This window comes from Pseudomonas sp. FSL L8-0168 (genome assembly GCF_037976155.1).
GTDB classification, from domain to species: domain Bacteria; phylum Pseudomonadota; class Gammaproteobacteria; order Pseudomonadales; family Pseudomonadaceae; genus Aquipseudomonas; species Aquipseudomonas paracarnis.
Window position 1 is genome coordinate 2,079,047 of record NZ_CP150262.1, and the last position, 17,704, is coordinate 2,096,750.

Annotated in this window: 19 protein-coding genes; 5 read left to right on the forward strand and 14 right to left on the reverse strand. The window is 57.4% G+C overall.

Annotated features, from left to right (window positions below; translation table 11 throughout):
* Position 1 precedes the first annotated feature (1 nt).
* The 3 genes from MHH62_RS09030 to MHH62_RS09040 form a co-directional block, all read right to left on the reverse strand.
* Positions 2–1,177, reverse strand: coding sequence for a M20 aminoacylase family protein (locus tag MHH62_RS09030; protein WP_020301004.1), 1,176 nt, complete (start codon positions 1,175–1,177; stop codon positions 2–4).
* A 258-nt stretch (positions 1,178–1,435) separates the two neighbouring features.
* Positions 1,436–1,750: a hypothetical protein gene (locus MHH62_RS09035; protein WP_032903216.1), complete on the reverse strand. Its 315-nt coding sequence runs from the start codon at positions 1,748–1,750 to the stop codon at positions 1,436–1,438.
* Entirely contained in the window at positions 1,747–2,820 is a 1,074-nt protein-coding gene (locus tag MHH62_RS09040; RefSeq protein WP_339232842.1) for a serine hydrolase, read from the reverse strand. Before MHH62_RS09040 ends, MHH62_RS09035 begins: the two co-directional genes overlap by 4 nt.
* A gap of 184 nt (positions 2,821–3,004) precedes the next feature.
* On the opposite strand from MHH62_RS09040, the gene olsB reads away from it, so the two are divergent.
* Together olsB and MHH62_RS09050 are read left to right on the forward strand one after the other, a co-directional pair.
* The gene (gene olsB, locus MHH62_RS09045; protein ID WP_003189352.1) at positions 3,005–3,760 is read left to right on the forward strand and encodes an L-ornithine N(alpha)-acyltransferase; all 756 of its coding nucleotides are present in this window, start codon (positions 3,005–3,007) and stop codon (positions 3,758–3,760) included.
* Entirely contained in the window at positions 3,760–4,551 is a 792-nt protein-coding gene (locus tag MHH62_RS09050) for a lysophospholipid acyltransferase family protein (protein WP_014717317.1), read from the forward strand. The genes olsB and MHH62_RS09050 overlap by 1 nt, the downstream gene beginning before the upstream one ends.
* 58 nt (positions 4,552–4,609) lie before the next feature.
* On the opposite strand, the gene MHH62_RS09055 is transcribed toward MHH62_RS09050, so the two are convergent.
* Entirely contained in the window at positions 4,610–5,188 is a 579-nt protein-coding gene (locus MHH62_RS09055) for an ACP phosphodiesterase (protein ID WP_014717316.1), read from the reverse strand.
* A 155-nt stretch (positions 5,189–5,343) separates the two neighbouring features.
* Here MHH62_RS09055 and MHH62_RS09060 point away from each other — a divergent pair, with 155 nt between their 5' ends.
* From MHH62_RS09060 to MHH62_RS09070, 3 genes are read left to right on the forward strand one after another with little or no spacing between them, the layout of a single operon-like run.
* Entirely contained in the window at positions 5,344–5,655 is a 312-nt protein-coding gene (locus MHH62_RS09060) for a helix-turn-helix transcriptional regulator (RefSeq protein ID WP_003189349.1), read from the forward strand.
* 17 nt (positions 5,656–5,672) lie between these two features.
* A complete protein-coding gene (locus MHH62_RS09065; protein ID WP_020300999.1) occupies positions 5,673–6,839 on the forward strand; it encodes an MFS transporter in 1,167 nt (388 codons plus the stop codon).
* Between the two features lie 28 nt (positions 6,840–6,867).
* Positions 6,868–7,923 (forward strand): alkene reductase, encoded by a 1,056-nt coding sequence (locus MHH62_RS09070; protein WP_014717314.1) that lies wholly within the window; start codon positions 6,868–6,870, stop codon positions 7,921–7,923.
* Between the two features lie 105 nt (positions 7,924–8,028).
* Here the strand turns inward: MHH62_RS09070 and MHH62_RS09075 are convergent, their stop codons facing one another.
* From MHH62_RS09075 to MHH62_RS09120, 10 genes are all read right to left on the reverse strand, one after another.
* On the reverse strand, positions 8,029–8,796 hold the full coding sequence (locus MHH62_RS09075; RefSeq protein ID WP_019817822.1) for an autoinducer binding domain-containing protein: 768 nt from the start codon (positions 8,794–8,796) through the stop codon (positions 8,029–8,031).
* A gap of 87 nt (positions 8,797–8,883) precedes the next feature.
* The gene (locus MHH62_RS09080) at positions 8,884–9,477 is read right to left on the reverse strand and encodes an aminodeoxychorismate/anthranilate synthase component II (protein WP_014717312.1); all 594 of its coding nucleotides are present in this window, start codon (positions 9,475–9,477) and stop codon (positions 8,884–8,886) included.
* A complete protein-coding gene (locus tag MHH62_RS09085) occupies positions 9,474–10,949 on the reverse strand; it encodes an anthranilate synthase component I family protein (protein ID WP_198833385.1) in 1,476 nt (491 codons plus the stop codon). Before MHH62_RS09085 ends, MHH62_RS09080 begins: the two co-directional genes overlap by 4 nt.
* Positions 10,950–11,469: 520 nt before the next feature.
* A complete protein-coding gene (locus tag MHH62_RS09090) occupies positions 11,470–12,369 on the reverse strand; it encodes an alpha/beta hydrolase (RefSeq protein WP_014717310.1) in 900 nt (299 codons plus the stop codon).
* A gap of 29 nt (positions 12,370–12,398) precedes the next feature.
* Complete coding sequence (locus tag MHH62_RS09095) at positions 12,399–13,283, reverse strand: EamA family transporter (protein WP_339232844.1); 885 nt, start codon at positions 13,281–13,283, stop codon at positions 12,399–12,401.
* 7 nt (positions 13,284–13,290) lie between these two features.
* Positions 13,291–13,902: a flavodoxin family protein gene (locus MHH62_RS09100; protein WP_339232845.1), complete on the reverse strand. Its 612-nt coding sequence runs from the start codon at positions 13,900–13,902 to the stop codon at positions 13,291–13,293.
* A gap of 4 nt (positions 13,903–13,906) precedes the next feature.
* Positions 13,907–14,593 carry an iron-containing redox enzyme family protein gene (locus MHH62_RS09105; protein ID WP_014717307.1) on the reverse strand — a complete coding sequence of 229 codons (687 nt, stop codon included), beginning with the start codon at positions 14,591–14,593 and terminating at the stop codon, positions 13,907–13,909.
* On the reverse strand, positions 14,586–15,140 hold the full coding sequence (locus MHH62_RS09110; protein ID WP_019817825.1) for a hypothetical protein: 555 nt from the start codon (positions 15,138–15,140) through the stop codon (positions 14,586–14,588). The genes MHH62_RS09105 and MHH62_RS09110 overlap by 8 nt, the downstream gene beginning before the upstream one ends.
* A gap of 13 nt (positions 15,141–15,153) precedes the next feature.
* Positions 15,154–16,509: an AMP-binding protein gene (locus tag MHH62_RS09115; RefSeq protein ID WP_014717305.1), complete on the reverse strand. Its 1,356-nt coding sequence runs from the start codon at positions 16,507–16,509 to the stop codon at positions 15,154–15,156.
* Positions 16,510–16,933: 424 nt separating this feature from the next.
* The gene (locus MHH62_RS09120; RefSeq protein ID WP_020300997.1) at positions 16,934–17,566 is read right to left on the reverse strand and encodes a TetR family transcriptional regulator; all 633 of its coding nucleotides are present in this window, start codon (positions 17,564–17,566) and stop codon (positions 16,934–16,936) included.
* Positions 17,567–17,704: the final 138 nt, after the last annotated feature.

Sequence of the window (17,704 nt, forward strand, 5' to 3'; positions counted from 1 at the left end):
GTCAGGCCGGCTTGAGCCAGCTCTCGGCCAGCGCGCCCCAGTAGGCTGCGCCGGTCAGCAGGATGTCGTCGTTGAAGTCATAGGCGGGGTTGTGCACCATCGGCCGCGACACGCCGTTGCCGATAAACAGATAACTGCCTGGGCAGCGTTGCAGCATCCAGGCGAAGTCTTCGCTGCCCATCAGCGTGCGGGTGTTGCCGTCCACGGCGTCGGCACCGAGCAAGGCCACGCCGACCTGACGGGCGAATTCGGTTTCTTCGGCGTGGTTGACCAGCACCGGGTAGGCCGGGCGGTGTTCGACCTGCACGGTGCAGCCGAAGCTGGCGGCCTGGGTCTGGATGATCGCGTTGACCCGTTCCAGCATTTGTTCACGCACCTTGGGGTTGAGTGCGCGCAGGCTCAGGCGCAATAACGCTTGCTGGGGAATCACGTTGGCCGCCTGGCCGGCCTGCAAGGCGCCGACGGTGACCACGGCGGCTTCCTGGGTATCGATATTGCGCGCCACCACCGTTTGCAGAGCCATGACCATGCTGGCTGCCGCCACCAGTGGATCGATAGTGAGGTGTGGCATGGAGCCGTGGCCACCGACACCTTCGAGGGTCACGGTAAGCAAATCCTGGGACGCCATCATCGGGCCAACTCTCAAGCCCAGATGCCCCGCCGGCAAACCCGGCATATTGTGCATGCCGAACAACCCGTCGCAAGGAAAGCGCTCCAGCAAACCGTCCGCCAGCATCGCCTCGGCGCCGCCCTGGCCTTCTTCGGCGGGTTGGAAAATCAGGTTCAAAGTGCCGTCCAATTGCCGCGTCGCCGCCAAGTAACGCGCGGCACCGAGCAACATGGTGGTGTGGCCGTCATGGCCGCAGGCGTGCATGCAGCCGGCATGCTGGCTGGTATAGACCGCGCCGGTATTTTCGATGATGGGCAAGGCGTCCATGTCGGCGCGAATCCCCAACGTGCGCGAGCTGTTGCCGTTACGCAGCACGCCGACCACACCGGTCTTGCCGATGCCGGTATGCACCTCATACCCCCACTCCCGCAATGACTGCGCGACCAGTGCTGAGGTGCGGTTCTCTTCAAAGCCAAGCTCAGGATGAGCGTGGATATCGTGACGCACAGCGTGCAAGTCGCTGGCAACGTCACTGAGCCAATCCAGGATGTGCTGGTGCGGGCGCATGGTGATTCTCCTCACAGGCGGGTGGTCCCGTTCTTGTTGGCGACACATCGACAGCTAAGCGCGATGTGCGCGTGAGGACAATCAAAGGTGGTTCCACTCTGTGGAACCTCAGGGCCGGTTCTTTTTCCGAGAACCCACGCAGATAATCTAAATGTGGGAGCTGGCTTGCCTGCGATGACGGCGGCACAGGCACCCGTGATGTTGACTGACCTGGCGCTATCGCAGGCAAGCCAGCTCCCACAGGGGAATTTGGGTGTGTCAGGGGTTGAGGCGGCAGCCTTGACGGTCGCCCAACCACCGCGCCGTCTGCGTACGCCCTAAACCGCTTGCCGTGACTTCACTGCGTTCCGGCGAGTCAGTGAACGCACTGGTTGGCACGTACTGCTTCACATACCCCAGGCAATACTGCGCAGGGTTGTTGGCCACATACCGGCACGAGCAATACTCCTTGGCGGTGTACGCCGCGATGATGTCGGGGAAGGCTTGCAGGTTGACGCGCTCGTGCCAAACCCAGCCCAAGAGTGAGATAAACAACACCAGTAAAACGCTGATGAACGGATGACGACGCATCATGAGCGCACCGCCGCCAGCACTCGTTTGAGCAGTTCGTTATGCCGGTAACTACCATCCCGATCATCGCCGTAACGCACGATCACCAGGTGTTCATCGGGCAGCACAAACAGCGCCTGGCCCCAGTGCCCCAGCGCGGCAAAGGTGGCGGCCGGTGCGTCGGGCCAGGGTTGGGGGGCGCCGGTGTTGAGCCACCACTGGCCGCCCGGCACGGCTTCATCCTGGCCGGCTTTGTAGCGATCGAAGGGCCGGCGGTTGAAGGCGACCCAGTCCTTGGGCAGCAGTTGTCGCTCGCCCCAGCGCCCATCCCGCGCCATCAGTAGCCCTACTCGTGCCAGATCGCGGGCTGTGAGATAGGCATAGGACGACGCGACAAACGTTTCATCCGCATCGGTTTCCCAGGTTGCGTCGCGAATGCCCAGGGGCTGGAACAGCGCGTCCCACGGGTAGGTCATGTAGGCCTTGTGGCCGAGCATGCCCTTGAGCGCGGCGGACAGGATATTGCTGTCGCCACTGGAATAACGGAAAGCCTGGCCAGGGGCGGCGACCGCATCGGTATCCGCTGCGAATTGCGCCATGTCGGTGTGGCCACGGGTGTAGAGCATCGCCACCACCGAAGACTTCAGCGGGGCGTATTCGTAGTCTTCCTGCCAATCCAACCCGGAGGCCCAGTGCAGCAAGTCGGCCATGGTTACCTTAGGGTGCTGCTTCATCGGCGGGTAGAAACGTGCGACAGGGTCGCTGAGTTTGAAGCGGCCTTGCCCATAGGCCACGCCCAGCACGGTAGCCATCAGGCTTTTGCTGACGGACCAGGTCAGGTGCGGTGTGCTGGCAGTGGTGGGTGCGGCGTAGCGTTCATAGATGATTTCGCCATCCCGAATGACCAGCAACGCGTCGGTGCGAATACCGTTGCGGGTGGCATCGTCACGGGGTGGGAAAGCGTAGGCGTTCAGGGCATCGACAGCGGGACCAGTGGGGGCTGTGCCCACGGCCCACTCCTTTTCAGGCCAGATTTCAGCGCGAGCATTCACGGCGACAAACAATAGGGCAACGCACAACAGGCCTCGGACCATGGACGCAAACTCAAGGGGGCATTCAAGCCCGCGAGCCTAGCTCACGCCAGTGACAGATTTGCGACAAGGGGGCTGTCATCCAACCGTCACCGTAACTTCATGGAGCTGACACCGAGGCTACATAGCCTGACTTTGGACAACAAAGTCGACTGGCCGCAACCTGGCCGGCACCCGGAGACTCGCTATGACTCAGATCGCCCGCATCAGCGACAAAGGCAATGAACGCCGTCTGCAAGCCGAACGCCTGGTAGGCGCACAGGCATTGCAGGAAGCCCAGGCCCTGCGGTTCAACGTGTTCAGCGGCGAGTTCAACGCCAAGCTGAAAGGCGCGGAACTGGGTCTGGACATGGATGACTATGATGTTCACTGCAGCCATATCGGCGTGCGGGATTTGAACAGCGGTCGACTCGTCGCTACTACCCGTCTGCTCGACCACCAGGCCGCCAGCACCCTGGGCCGGTTCTACAGCGAAGAAGAATTCAGCCTGCATGGCCTGCTGCACTTGCAGGGCCCGATTCTGGAGATTGGCCGCACCTGCGTCGACCCGGCCTATCGCAATGGCGGCACCATCGCGGTGTTGTGGGGCGAGTTGGCCGAGGTACTCAACCAGGGTGGCTACAGCTACCTGATGGGCTGCGCAAGCATCCCGATGCACGATGGCGGCATCCAGGCCCACGCGATCATGCAGCGCTTGCGCGAGCGCTACCTGTGCAACGAACACCTGCGCGCCGAACCGAAAAAACCGCTGCCGGCCCTGGACTTGCCGTCCAACGTCATCGCCGAAATGCCGCCGCTGCTCAAGGCCTACATGCGCCTGGGCGCGAAGATCTGCGGCGAGCCGTGCTGGGATGAAGACTTCCAGGTAGCCGACGTGTTTATCCTGCTCAAGCGCGACGAGTTGTGCCCGCGTTACGCGCGCCACTTCAAGGCGGCCATGTGATGAACCGCCTGCGCATTTACGGGCGCATCGCCCGCGTGCTGTTGGTGGTGGGGCTGGGGTTGAGCATGGCCAGTGTGTTCGGCCTGTTCGAGCGCCTGGGGGTGGCTAACTCGATGGTGCGGCGCCAGCGTTGGTCGCGCTTCTTCATGGCACGGCTGACCAACGCCCTGCCCTTTCGCGTGACGGTGCATGGCGAGTTGCCGCAAACGCCGATGCTGTGGGTGAGCAATCATGTGTCCTGGACGGATATCCCGTTGCTGGGCATGGTGGCGCCGATGTCGTTTTTGTCCAAGGCCGAAGTACGTACCTGGCCGGTGGCGGGCTGGCTGGCGGCCAAGGCTGGCAGCCTGTTTATTCGTCGCGGTTCAGGTGACAGCCAACTGATTCGCAAGCAGATGACCCGTCATCTGGAACAACAGCACCCCTTGCTGATGTTCCCCGAAGGCACCACCACCGACGGTCGCGGCCTGCGCACGTTCCACGGGCGCTTGCTGGCCAGCGCGATCGATGCGGATGTGTCGCTGCAGCCGGTGGCGATTCGGTATCTGCGCGACGGCCAGGTCGACCCGCTGGCGCCCTTTATTGGCGATGATGATTTGCTCTCGCACCTGATGCGCTTGTTTTCCAATGACCAGGGCGATGTAGAGATTCATGTGCTCAAGCCGATTGCCTGCACTGGGCAGGAACGTGCGGCGTTGGCGTATCAGGCGCAGCAAGCGGTGCAGAAGGCGTTGTTTGGGCCAGTGCCGGAAGCAGAGCAAGTGGCTGCTCGACCTGCATTCGCAGCCTGAAGCAATGTGAACACAATCCAAATGTGGGAGCCGGCAAGCCAGCTCCCACATTCAGCTCTCATGTAGTCAGTTGAGATTGCGCAAATTTCTGCAACTCTGGGTAGAACAGTCGAAAGTCCTCACTCAGGGGCTCATATAAAACCCGCAACTCCTGCATCGCATATCCTAACTCCTCAGGCTGCGTCAGCCGCCGCGAAATCCCGCGCAGCACCTGGTCCATCACCGCAAACTCGCGGTACGAGCCCAACCAATCATCCGCGGCCATATACGGCGCAATCTGCGCCAGCCGCCCCGGTAACGCGGGTTCAGCCGCCAACACCTGATACACCTGGGACGTGAAACGCTCCAGAGGCTGGTCGGCATACAGCGCCCAATCCCGCGCCAGGCAATGGTCAAAAAACACATCGAGGACGATCCCGGCATAGCGCCGGCGGGTCAGACTGAAGCGCGACAAGGCCTCGCCCACCAGCGGATGGCTATCGGTAAAGCGGTCGATGGAGCGATGCAACTGGATCGCCGCTTCGATTTGCGGGCTGAACTGGCCCTGCAGGCGGCCTTTGACGAAGTCGCCATAAAGGCTACCCAGCAATTGCGCAGGAAGTTGGCCGCCCAGGTGCAGATGTGCGAGATAATTCATGCCGCGCAGTCTACCACTGCCACCAACATATCGTTATAACCCGATATACCGATTCGACCTGGCCTCAGATCAAAATCATATTGGTATATCGGGATATTACGATCTAAAGTTCGCCTTATCGCGATATAACGCTTTACGACACCGAGCACCCTGCCATGTCCATCGACCTCGACGAAATAATAAAAGCCCTGGCGCACCCAGTACGACGAGACATCCTCACCTGGCTCAAAGACCCGAAAGTGCAGTTCCCCGAGCAATTGCACAACCACGAATACGGCATCTGCGCCGGGCAGATCGACCAGCGCTGCGGCTTGTCCCAGTCGACGGTGTCGGCCCACCTGGCCACCTTGCAACGTGCGGGTCTGATCAGCAGCCAGAAGGCTGGACAGTGGCACTTTTTCAAGCGCAATGAGGAAGTGATCCAAGCCTTTCTGACTGCGCTCATTACCGAACTCAGCGCACCGTAATCACCAAGGACACGTACATGCCCCTCTCGCTACTCATACTGGCCCTGAGCGCCTTCGCCATCGGCACCACCGAGTTCGTCATCATGGGCTTGCTGCCCGATGTGGCGGCAGACCTGGGTGTGTCAATTCCCGGCGCCGGCTGGCTGGTCACCGGTTACGCCTTGGGCGTGGCCATCGGCGCACCGTTCATGGCACTGGCCACCGCCAGGCTGCCACGCAAGGCGGCGCTGGTAGCGTTGATGGGTATTTTCATTATCGGCAACCTGCTCTGCGCCCTGGCAAGCGACTACAACGTGCTGATGTTTGCCCGTGTGGTCACGGCGTTGTGCCACGGAGCCTTCTTCGGAATTGGTTCGGTGGTGGCGGCAAACCTGGTGCCGGCCAACAAACGTGCGTCGGCGGTGGCGCTGATGTTCACCGGGTTGACCCTGGCCAACGTGCTGGGCGTGCCCCTGGGTACGGCGCTGGGCCAGGAAGCCGGCTGGCGCTCGACCTTCTGGGCCGTGACCGTGATTGGCGTGATCGCCTTGATCGGCCTTATTCGCTTCCTGCCCGCCAAGCGTGACGAAGAAAAACTCGACATGCGTGCCGAACTGGCCGCCCTCAAGGGCGCCGGTATCTGGTTGTCACTGAGCATGACTGCGCTGTTTGCCGCGTCCATGTTTACCCTCTTTACCTACGTCGCGCCGCTGCTGGGCGATGTCACTGGCGTGTCGCCCAAAGGCGTGACCTGGACCCTGCTGCTGATCGGCCTGGGCCTCACCGTGGGCAACATCATCGGCGGCAAACTGGCGGACAAGCGCCTGGCGGCCACCTTGATCGGCGTGTTCATCAGCATGGCGGTGGTTTGCACGGTGCTGAGCTGGACCAGCGTTGCGGTGATACCGACTGAAATCACCCTGTTCCTGTGGGCCACCGCTTCGTTCGCCGCCGTGCCGGCGCTGCAAATCAACGTGGTGACCTTCGGCAAGGCCGCGCCGAACCTGGTGTCCACCCTGAACATCGGGGCCTTCAACATTGGCAACGCCCTCGGCGCCTGGGTCGGCGGCAGCGTGATTGCCCACGGCTTCGGCCTGACCAGCGTGCCGCTGGCGGCCGCCGCACTGGCGATTCTCGCGCTGCTGGTGACCCTGATCACTTTCCGTCAGGGCGCCAATGCCGACCTGGCCCCCGCGACCCACTGATCAACTTGAAAGAGAAGGTGTTTTTCCCATGACGACTATTTTCGATCCGATCACACTGGGCGACCTGCAACTGTCGAACCGCATCATCATGGCGCCGCTGACCCGCTGCCGCGCGGATGCCGGCCGCGTGCCCAATGCGCTGATGGCCGAGTACTACGTGCAACGCGCCTCCGCCGGGCTGATCCTCAGCGAAGCCACTTCCGTGACACCGATGGGCGTGGGCTACCCGGACACCCCCGGCATCTGGTCCAACGACCAGGTGCGCGGCTGGGCCAACATCACCAAGGCCGTGCATGGCGCGGGCGGCAAGATCTTCCTGCAGTTGTGGCATGTGGGCCGCATCTCCCACGCGTCCTACCTGAACGGCGAAACCCCGGTGGCTCCGAGTGCGGTTCAGGCTAAAGGCCACGTCAGCCTGGTTCGCCCATTGGCCGACTACCCGACCCCGCGCGCCCTGGAAACCGCTGAAATCGCCGACATCGTCGACGCTTACCGCACCGGCGCCGAGAACGCCAAGGCCGCAGGCTTCGACGGCGTGGAAATCCACGGCGCCAACGGCTACCTGCTCGACCAGTTCCTGCAAAGCAGCACCAACCAGCGCACCGACCAGTACGGCGGCTCTTTGGAAAACCGTGCGCGCCTGTTGCTGGAAGTCACCGACGCCGCCATCGAAGTCTGGGGCGCCGGCCGCGTGGGCGTGCACCTGGCACCGCGTGCTGACGCGCATGACATGGGCGACGACAACCTCGCCGAGACCTTCACCTACGTCGCCAGCGAACTGGGCAAGCGCGGTATCGCCTTTATCTGCTCCCGTGAAAAAGAAGGCGCAGACAGCCTTGGCCCGCAGCTGAAAAAAGCCTTCGGCGGCGCGTACATCGCCAACGAACGTTTCACCAAAGACAGCGCCAATGCCTGGCTGGCGGCGGGCAAGGCGGATGCAGTGGCCTTCGGTATTCCTTTCATCGCCAACCCGGACCTGCCGGCGCGACTGAAGGCTGATGCGCCGTTGAACGAGCCGCATCCGGAGACCTTCTACGGTAAAGGCCCGGTGGGTTATATCGACTACCCGACGCTGGCACTCTGATCGACTGGAACAAAAAACCCCGGCTTGCGACAGCCGGGGCTTTTTATGGACGGCGAGAAACGCTTGGCATGATTTGAAATGACCGGCCTCTTCTTGAATCATTTTCTATAGAGAGATCAGTCCCTGCGCCAACGCCACGCCGACGGCTTGCCGCCGGCTGAAAGAGCCCAACTTTCGACTCGCATTTGCAATGTGAAAATTGATGGTTCTCTCTGAACATCCCAAGATGCAGCTCATTTCCCAAGTCGTTTTGCCCACACCAGACCATTTCAGCACTTCTGACTCCCTTAATGTCAGATTGCAGAGTTGCTCACCCACTGCGTTCAAATGTTTTTGGGAGCCCTCCAGAAGGAAGGGAATCAGCATGAATAGCTTGCCTAACGGACCATTCAGGTCATCGCCAAGATCGTCGGTAAAGCTCACGCATTGAGCGACGTTGAGCGATCCGGCCATTTCGTTAAAACGCAGGGGAATACTGACACCCTGCAAAAGCCCATACCCCTCGCGCTCCGTCCAGAACTGATGGGACCGACCTCGTGCTTGTCTGCGTGCCAGCCCCCAGAAAAGAGGCGCGAAGTGATGGCGGCAATGCCTGATTATCGGGTCCACCTGAATGAAGTTCTCCTCCTTGTATCGCCTGAGCCAGTCAGAAGGATAAGTCGTCATGATCCTGTTAAAGGGGTCACTGGTGGTTGAAGGGCCCAAGCTCAGCAAATAGCTTTGATAGCCAATACGACGCAGCACCTTGCGCAGATGGCGTTCCCAATCTCGTCGGTGCAAGTCGGTGGCCAGCACGGAAAAGTCATCCAATACTTCTTTGAAATTAACCCTCAGGAGTACGTCTTCTTTTTTATACCTAAATAAGTCATCCACGATGAATCCCTGCCACTCATAGAAGCTTTTTTGATACAACTTGGTTAAAAAAACGGGCCGCTGAACAAGCGACCCGTTGCGCGCCGCTTACAATCCTGCTTGGAGACAGTGTTGGTCTATAAAGCTCTTGAATATTCCAAGGCCGTCCTCCGTCAATATACTTTCGGGGTGAAACTGGACTCCCTCTATCGGATAGTCAGCGTGCCGCACGCCCATGATGTATCCATCATCGGTCGAGGTGGACGTTACTGCCAGTTCACCGGGTAGCCCCTCGTTATCAATAATCAGCGAGTGGTAACGAGTCGCCTTGATCGAACGCCCCCCTGTATGGGCGTAGACACCTAGCCCATCGTTATCGATGGCGCTGATCTTGCCATGCATGACATGCGAGGCTCGGATGACCGCCCCGCCAAACGCCAGACCGATGGCTTGATGCCCCAAACAGACGCCCAATATCGGCAGGCGCCCTTTAAAGTTTTGGATGACTTCAATGTACCCCGCGTCCTGCGGGTGCCCAGGCCCTGGGCCCAAGACACAAAAGTCTGGCGCATACGCTTCGATACGTTCGATCAAATTTGGAACATCATTGCGCTCCACATGGGTTTCCAGTCCAAGCTGTTCAAGATACTGGCTGATAATGAAAACAAAACTGTCATAGGCATCAATCAAGAAAACTTTCATTGCAGCATCTCCTTGCCGGTAACCGCACGATAGACAGAACCCATTTTGTAGAAGGTTTCGGTCCACTCTTTATCCGGAACCGAGTCGGCCACCACGCCTGCCGACGCACGCAGGTAATAAGTACCTTCTTTATGAACCGCTGAGCGAATGCATAAAGCCGTATTGATGCTGCCGTCGAATCCGATCAAACCGACTGCTCCGGCATATATTCCACGACGGTTATTTTCCATGCTTTCGATAATCTGCATCGCACGTATTTTTGGCGCACCGGTCATGGTTCCCGCGGGGAAAGAAGCCTTGATCACGTCGAAGGCATCGAAGCCTTTTCGCAACAAGCCACGCACGTTGGAGACCATGTGATAGAGGTGCGAGTACTCTTCGACCAACATCAATTCATCGACTTCAAGTGAACCTGGCTGGCAGACACGACCGATGTCATTCCTGCACAAATCCACCAGCATCAAATGTTCAGCCCGTTCTTTTTCAGAGCGTGTCATGCTTAAGATCAGCTCGCTCGACGGTATGCCAGGGGTTTTGCCCACGGTGCCGGCGATGGGCCTCATCTCAATCAGATCGTCCTTGATGCGAACAAATAGCTCGGGGCTTGCGCCAATCAGGTCAACGCCCCCCAGGTTGGCCAAATACATGTAAGGAGACGGGTTGTTCTTGCGCAACGCACGGTACACATCAAAAGGTTTGACCGGCGTATCCACCTGCACCTCATGACCCAATTGGATCTGATAAATATCACCTTGGCGAATGTGCTCCAGCGCCTTGTCGACCCAGCCAAGGAATTGCTCTTTTTGCACCGTATCGCGCGCGACCGTGACCGACGGGTAAATAATCGGAGAGTCATCAGCCGGGATACCCTTGGCATCTGCCAGTAGCGCAACGTAGTCATCGGTACTACGGGATTTCCAGAGGGAACTGTTGTTGACCATGAGGTCCACTGTTCCATTGGAATGGAAGTAAACCAGCGTCTGAAATACGGTCAAGGCAATAATCGGATAATCATTGGTTTGCTCGGTCAAGTGGGGAATTTCCTCGACAAACCGAACGCAGTCATAAGAGAGGTAGCCAAAAAAAGCGAGGCTGGGGTGAGTCTGACGCTGAACCTCAAAGGGTGTTTGTAACGCACGCAGCAAATTCCATACCGCATCGTTCGAACGAATGTTTATACGGCCATGGTCATCCAGAACTATTTCCTGAGCCGACAATGCACTTCTTAAATAACTGAGCAGTTGCTCATTGGCTTCGAGTGTTGCATACCCCTCATAAATTTTTACCGCCAATAGAGGTTCTAGTCCGATAATTGTTGCCTTGCGATCCCGGCTGGGGCCGGACAGCGATTCGAGAATGAAGACTTTGTCGGCACCGAGTACTTTTGCCGCCGCTTCATAGACAACAAGCGGGTCGCACTTCAAACTTTCGGTATGTAGTTTAACGCTCACGGGTGTGGTTATCCCACGCATGACATAACTCCTTTTTATTGATAACAGGCTCACACAGCAGAATCGAACGCACAGAGCGATTACTTAAACTGCCTGGCAGTTCAACCAGTTAATTATTGATGTGAAGGACTCATCAGCCACACGCGCACTCGGGCCCGCAAAAGCACCTACTCAAAAAAGAGACAGAACTTCAGCGCACCATTCGCCTATTACGATTTTCCCGGGACCTGCCACGAAAAATCGAATAATAGCGCTCGGCTATTAATGAGTTACCAATTAGGGGTGTTTGACTGAAACAGGCAGCAAGACACCGGCGGTTGCTGGATTAGCGACGCCAGATATTGCTTTTGAAAACCGAAAGATGGGCAGTGTTGGACTCGGAGGACGATCCGAGGGAGCTCTTCAGCACTGATAGTCGGTAGTACATTTAAGACTTCCTGTGTCTTGAGGGCATTGCAGGAGTGATTCCTGAATACCCGTTGGATACTACTCATAGGTTCAATAGGGGTCAACCTCAATTACCCAGGGTTTACAGGTGCTCTCACACTGAGTCAGGCAACGCTTGAGTCCCTGCGAGAAACCACTGAATAGCCTGCAGGGTTTGCTCGGCACACTCCAGGTAGGGTACATGCCCCGCATCTTCGATAACGCAAATACTGGCCTGTGGCAAAAGCCGGTGGACCTCATGCAGGCACGAAACATCAAAGACCCGATCATTGCGCCCCCACACCACCAACGTCTTGGCTTGAACGTCCGCCAATCGCGATTGAAGCGGGTACAGTCCGGCGTCCTTGAAGTCCCTTAGTATTTTTCCGATTTTCTCATAGCGCTGCGCCCCCTTGTTGGCCAGCGCCCTCGCCAGAAAGGCTGGTACCCTCGGCGGCCGGGTGAATATCATCTCCCACAGGGCCTGCATTTCGTCAACGCAGCGATAGCCAAAAGGGTGTCTGCCCGACTCCAGAAACTGATTCATCGCCGCACTGAGCCGTGTCGAAGATAACCCCGCAGGTGCCAGCGCGATTACACCGCAAACTTCTGCCGGATAAGTGGCAGCATAAAGACAGGCAATGCAGCCGCCCATAGAGCTGCCTATCAACACCAGCTCCGGGAAGGCATGCGCCTCGAAAAACGCTCTTAATCGGACCACCTGAGCCGTAGGATCATAGCTTTGCAAGCCGTCGAAAGACGACTCGCCTTCTCCAGGAAGATCAAGGAAAACGCAGTTACAGGTCTCAACCAACGAGTAAAGCTTAGGGCCCCACTGGTCCTTGCTGGCTCCCAGGCCATGAAGGAACACCAAGGTAGGGCCGGTCTTGACCCTGCTCGATTGCAAGTAGGCGACCTCATAACCTTGCCCCTTCCACCGCCGGACCTTAAGCCTGTAGCGGAACCGGTTTTGCTTACGCATGGCGAGCAATACCCACTGACCTGGCCAATTCATCGAACATTACCTCTCAACGGGTTCGCCAATCATTCGACAGGAGCATCTCCGGCGCGGACTTGCCGTGCCGGTAGCCGGACCTGGCACAGTGCAACGCCTGCCAAAACCGCAACACCACTGACGACCAAGCTCAGCGAAACACCTTCCTGCAGAAGTACCTGGCTGACCGCCACTGCAAATACTGGCACCAATAGAAGGAACGGCGTAAGGCGCTGAACCGGGTGCCGCCCCAAAAGCCAATACCACAAGCCAAACCCAATCAGCCCGCCACTGACAGCGGTATACAGGACGGCAGCCCATGCTTTCGGGCTGGCAGTCAGCACCGAACCCCATGCATCCCCCTCCACCGCGGCGGAGACCATCAGTAACTCCGGTGCGGCAATCAACGCTGTCCACGCGCTGATCGCCACAGGATTGAAAGGTCCCCAGCGCTTGGTAAGGACAGTGCCCACCGCAAAAACAAACGCCGCAACAATCACCAGCAACACCCCCGACAACGCACCGCCACGGCCAACCCCCCCTACCACCGTCAGCACTCCAATCAATGCGATGACAATCCCGACTACCACCTGCAAACCAATTCGCTCCTTCAAGACGGCGAAAGCCAACAGCAACGTGAAAGGTGTGGCCAGTTGGTACGCAACAGCAGAAGTGGAGGCATCCACCCGCGAGATGCCACAGTATAAAAGCCCGAAATGCAGAGCTCCCACCAGCGAGGCGATCCAGAACACAGGAAGGAGCTCACGGCGTTTAGGAATCCCGCAAAACGGCACCAATACAATCGCCATCAAGGCAAAGCGCATGGCAACCATGAGAATTGGCGGAAGTTCCTGCCCCCCAACTTTAACTGCTGTCACTTGGGCGCCCCATAAAAAAGCGACCAGGACAGCTATCAACGAATCGCGAATAGGCATTAATTCATCATCCCGTTTGAAATTGGACTTGCTTGAGCAGACGCAGGCGCTCCACGCCTTGGCGTGGGTGTGCATTCAATTTTTGAAAGTGTTCAAGGAGGCGATCCAGCGTCTCCCGCAGAGCCTGTTCCGCCTCAGTGTCCTGAACCAGTTGCGTATTGAATGTGGCTGGAAAGCCGGAGCCAACGAGCACCATCTTGTTCAACAGAACGTTCAGCACCACCTGACTGAACACGGCCGTATGTCCGTACCGGCGCCCCACCACTGCCACCGCGGCAAGCTTGTCCCGCAACGGCCGCTCCCTGGGGCGCAAAAAGCCGTAACCCACCCGTTCCAGGAACGCCTGGAACCGGCTGTTGGTACCATAGGCATGCATGACGGGTAGATACAGGATGGCGTCGGCCCTGGCCATTTCATCGACAATCGCGCCGACATCGTCCTGCAGTAAACAATCGCGATGTGAGCACGCGTTATCAGCGTCGCAATAGTCGATACGATAATCGCGCAGCCAAAGGTCTTGGACAGAGGCGCGTCCCTCCAAGTGGCGTCGAATCAACGACACCACCTGGCTGCTGACCCCGTGCAAGCGGTTTGACCCGACAATGACGATCAGCTTCATCAGTTCAGGACGCCTTGGCCAGCGGCGCGTCGGCGATACGCTCGTATTCGAGCAACGACTCTTCCAGCAACTGACCGGTGAGGTACAGGGTCACCCGGGCGACTTCCTTGATAAGCGTCCGCTCTTCATCCGTCCTCACCGAGCGTTGCATCGCAAGACGAACTTCTTCGGAGTGTTTTTCGTCAATGCTCGAATGGGCGACGAAGAATGTCATCTGCTCGTCCTTGAGCCCCAGGTCGGTGCGAAACTTGTTTAGGATCGGCTGGATATGCTCATACACCTCCTCCGCCCAATAGCTGTAACCCAGTCGCGCGACCGGCCCAAGACGAATGGCGACGTCATTCAAATAAGCGATCAGCGCCTGAGTAGGCGGGAGCGGCGCGGGCAGTGATACAGGCAAGGCGCCGATGGATTCCAAGTCGCGAATCACCATTTTTTCGTGCCCCAATTCTTCAAGCGCATGCTTGTAGACAAAGCGAAGTAACGTAGTCTGACTGGGGTCCGCGCTGAACGCACAGGCCGCCTGATTAATCGAGTTGAAACGGGTGTAGTGATAAACTTGGAGCATCACCTGCTGATAAAGCTCGACCGTCATCGTCTGCTCAAGGCTGTGATTCCAATAACGTCCTTTCTTGATTTTGGCCCAGCCGCTATCAACAATCGCGTCCAGTTCTTTGAAAAAATTATCCATGAGCTATTTTTCCTTTGATGGTGTTAAAGACGGTTTCCAGTTCCAGGTAAACCAAACTGTAATCCCGTGATGACTGGCGGTTCGTCCAGGTAATATCGTCAGCCAGAACATGGCCGCCGATATCGACATACAGGGCAGCCAAACGCCCACGGCATAAAGCCGAGATGTACTGAAAGTGCGTATTAGCCTTCAACCAGATGGCGGTTTGCAGAAGAAATGACCTCAAGTGCAATCCCCCTCTGTATTTTTCATCCAACACCAACCGATTGGCATCAAATGAGTCCAGGGGGTGAGCAAAGTAGTGGCCTACGTCAACTACACGTTCGACAAAGCTCATGCCATGCCCCAATGGCGTTATCCGGATAGCGCCGACTATCTCGTCGCCGTCGAAATAAGCCATGTGGTACGAACAGGTATCGCGCACTACCTCGGCATCGAAAAAACTTTCCTCGTTGGCCGGGTTATCACCTATATAGCGAGACCTTAATGCGCAGACTTTCTGGAACAGTTCACTTTTCGCAGAAACGATTTTCACGGACATGCTCATGCGCAGACCCAGCCTAGCGATTGCGCTGATCGACGATTCGCGCTTCTTTCCAACTAAACCAACTGCCCAGGTTGACGTGATCATCCAGGTCATCGACGACCATGATCGTGGCCTCGACGCCCAGGCGTTCGCGTACACGCTCACGAATCAGTAATGTCAATTGGCTGCGGTCGCCTTCATAGAACCTGGACATTTCCATCTTGGCGATCACCGTATCCCTGCCGTTCACGGAGTTAATGACGATCTGATAACCCAGACATTGCTCCACACCTTCAAGCAGCGCCTGCTCGATATGACCAGCGGTGAAAGCCTTACCGTTGAGCGTCATCGCATCCTTGACCCGCCCGACCACTTTCATGACGTGCGCATGGGCGATAGGGTTCTTCGGATTTTTTTGTATGCAAACCAGGTCGCCCGTACGGTAGCGAATCAGCGGCTTCACTCCATCGATCAACATTGTGACGCACAGCTCCCCTTCGCCACTGTCACCCAGGCTTTCACCCGTTTGCGGATTCAGCACTTCAATGATGTAGTTGAGTCGGTGAGGCATCAGTTGATCGCTGGCGTTGGCCGCGGCAATGATCATTGTTTCCTGGGAGCCATACAGGCTGTTGTAGGCTTCACAGCCCCAGAGGCTATACAAGTTGTTCTTCAGCGCTGGCGTGCACAATTCGCCGCTCATCATGAACGCCCGCAAGTGAAAGTCCTGACTAGGATTGAAGCCAAGTCGCTCGGCTTCCTTGGCCAATGCCAGCAATAGTCCAGGTGCGGACGCAACAACACCAATACGCAAATCCTTCATCAACTGGAGCGTCTTGGGGTACCCGATGACGGGGGAATGTGGCCAGATTTTGGCGTTACAGACCCCCAGTTGTTGGCAGACATCGCCCAAGGTATCGCCGAAGGAATGCACCTCGGTCGGTCCCATGACGCCTACAACTGTTTTCTCTGTGGGGAAATGCTTCTCCAATACCGCTTGATATGACATGGCCAGTTGTTTGTTGCTGGCATAACTTTCCTTCTTATCCCTCGGACAAGGTGTCGCTGGGCCGGTGGTACCGGTGGTTTCGTAGTAATAGATACTGTCTTCCAATGTGCCTGACAGGATGTCCAGCATGGACTCGCGCAAATCGTCCTTGGTGGTAAAAGGCAGTGACGAAAGATTCGCCAGCGTGACACCGTCGACATTGATGTCCTTCAAATGCCCGGCATAGAAAGCGGACTTGTTTTTAACGTGGCGCAAGACTGTTCTAAGCTGGGCTTCATGCCATTGCTTCAAATCGTCTTCACTCAACGTATTAGTCCAATACGCCCGGTGCACAGCGTCATACTTTACGGTGAACTCATCAAACACCTTTACCGCACCCATAACCTGCTTCCTCATCGACATAGGTTTTTCGCCACTGCGGCTGCCCGCTCTGGATGCAGACACTAACGAGCCACAAAAAACCACACACCTGTCTACTCAGGCAGTTGTTATCGGATAACCTTTATGCTAGGCGGCCGCGCACTTGACCGCCTTCACTCGCCCAGCGCTGTCAAGTCCTAACCACCCTCCCTGGCATTCAATTGAAATAAAAAAGCCCCGGCTTTCGAGAGCCAGGGCTTTTTATGGGCCGCAGGTAACATTCCTTCACAGCCTTGCAACAATATCGCTACAAAATACTTAGCCGGCTACCTATCAACCGCCCGCCAGGCCGTATATAAAGTCACCCCACAAATCAGGCAGAAGGACGATTGACTGTCTTTAGGCTTTACTGTTGACACAACGGGTTGCAATTACGCATTTTGTTTCAATTGCGCAGGCTGGGGCTCAGGCGCAGCATGTCCAGCCCTATATCCGCCCAGCGCTCGGCGTCCTGATGCAATTGAAAACTGTCAGGCACCAGCAGCCACTGGCCGATCAACCCGTGGATAAACGCATGAATACACACGGCCCCACGGGTGGTATCCAGCGTGGCTGGAAGTTGCCCGCGATGGACCGCGTTACGCAACGTCAAGCCGATGCGCAGGTTGCACTCAAGGGTGTGGGTCTGGCGTTGGCGGCGCATGTCGCACATTTCATCGGTGAACTCGCACTTATGAAACAGAATCTCGTTGATGCGCCGGGTTTTCGGGTCCAGGGCCACTTCATGGTAGAGATGAATCAGCAGCTTGCGCATACAGCCGAGCGGGTCGGCTTCATCCTCGCTTTCACTCGCCCGGGCCAGTTCGTCCAGCGGTTCGTGCAGCGTGTCGAGCAGGGCCTGGAGCAAATCGGACTTATTGCTGAAATGCCAATAGATAGCCCCGCGCGTCACCCCTGCCAGCGCGGCGATGTCCGCCAGGGTGGTGCGCGCCACGCCACGCTCATAAAAGGCTTGCTCGGCGGCTTGGAGAATCTGGCTGCGCGTTTCCTGAGCTTCCTCTTTGGTGCGACGAACCATGGCAGTAAAACCTCAATCAGGACACTGTGGATGGTACTTGACCATCATCTGAATAATTGTGGGACGACGCCGTCATGGGCGCCGAACGTACTAGAATCGAGGCTTGCAGCGGTGCTTTGTCAGCATTGCGCGAAGCCT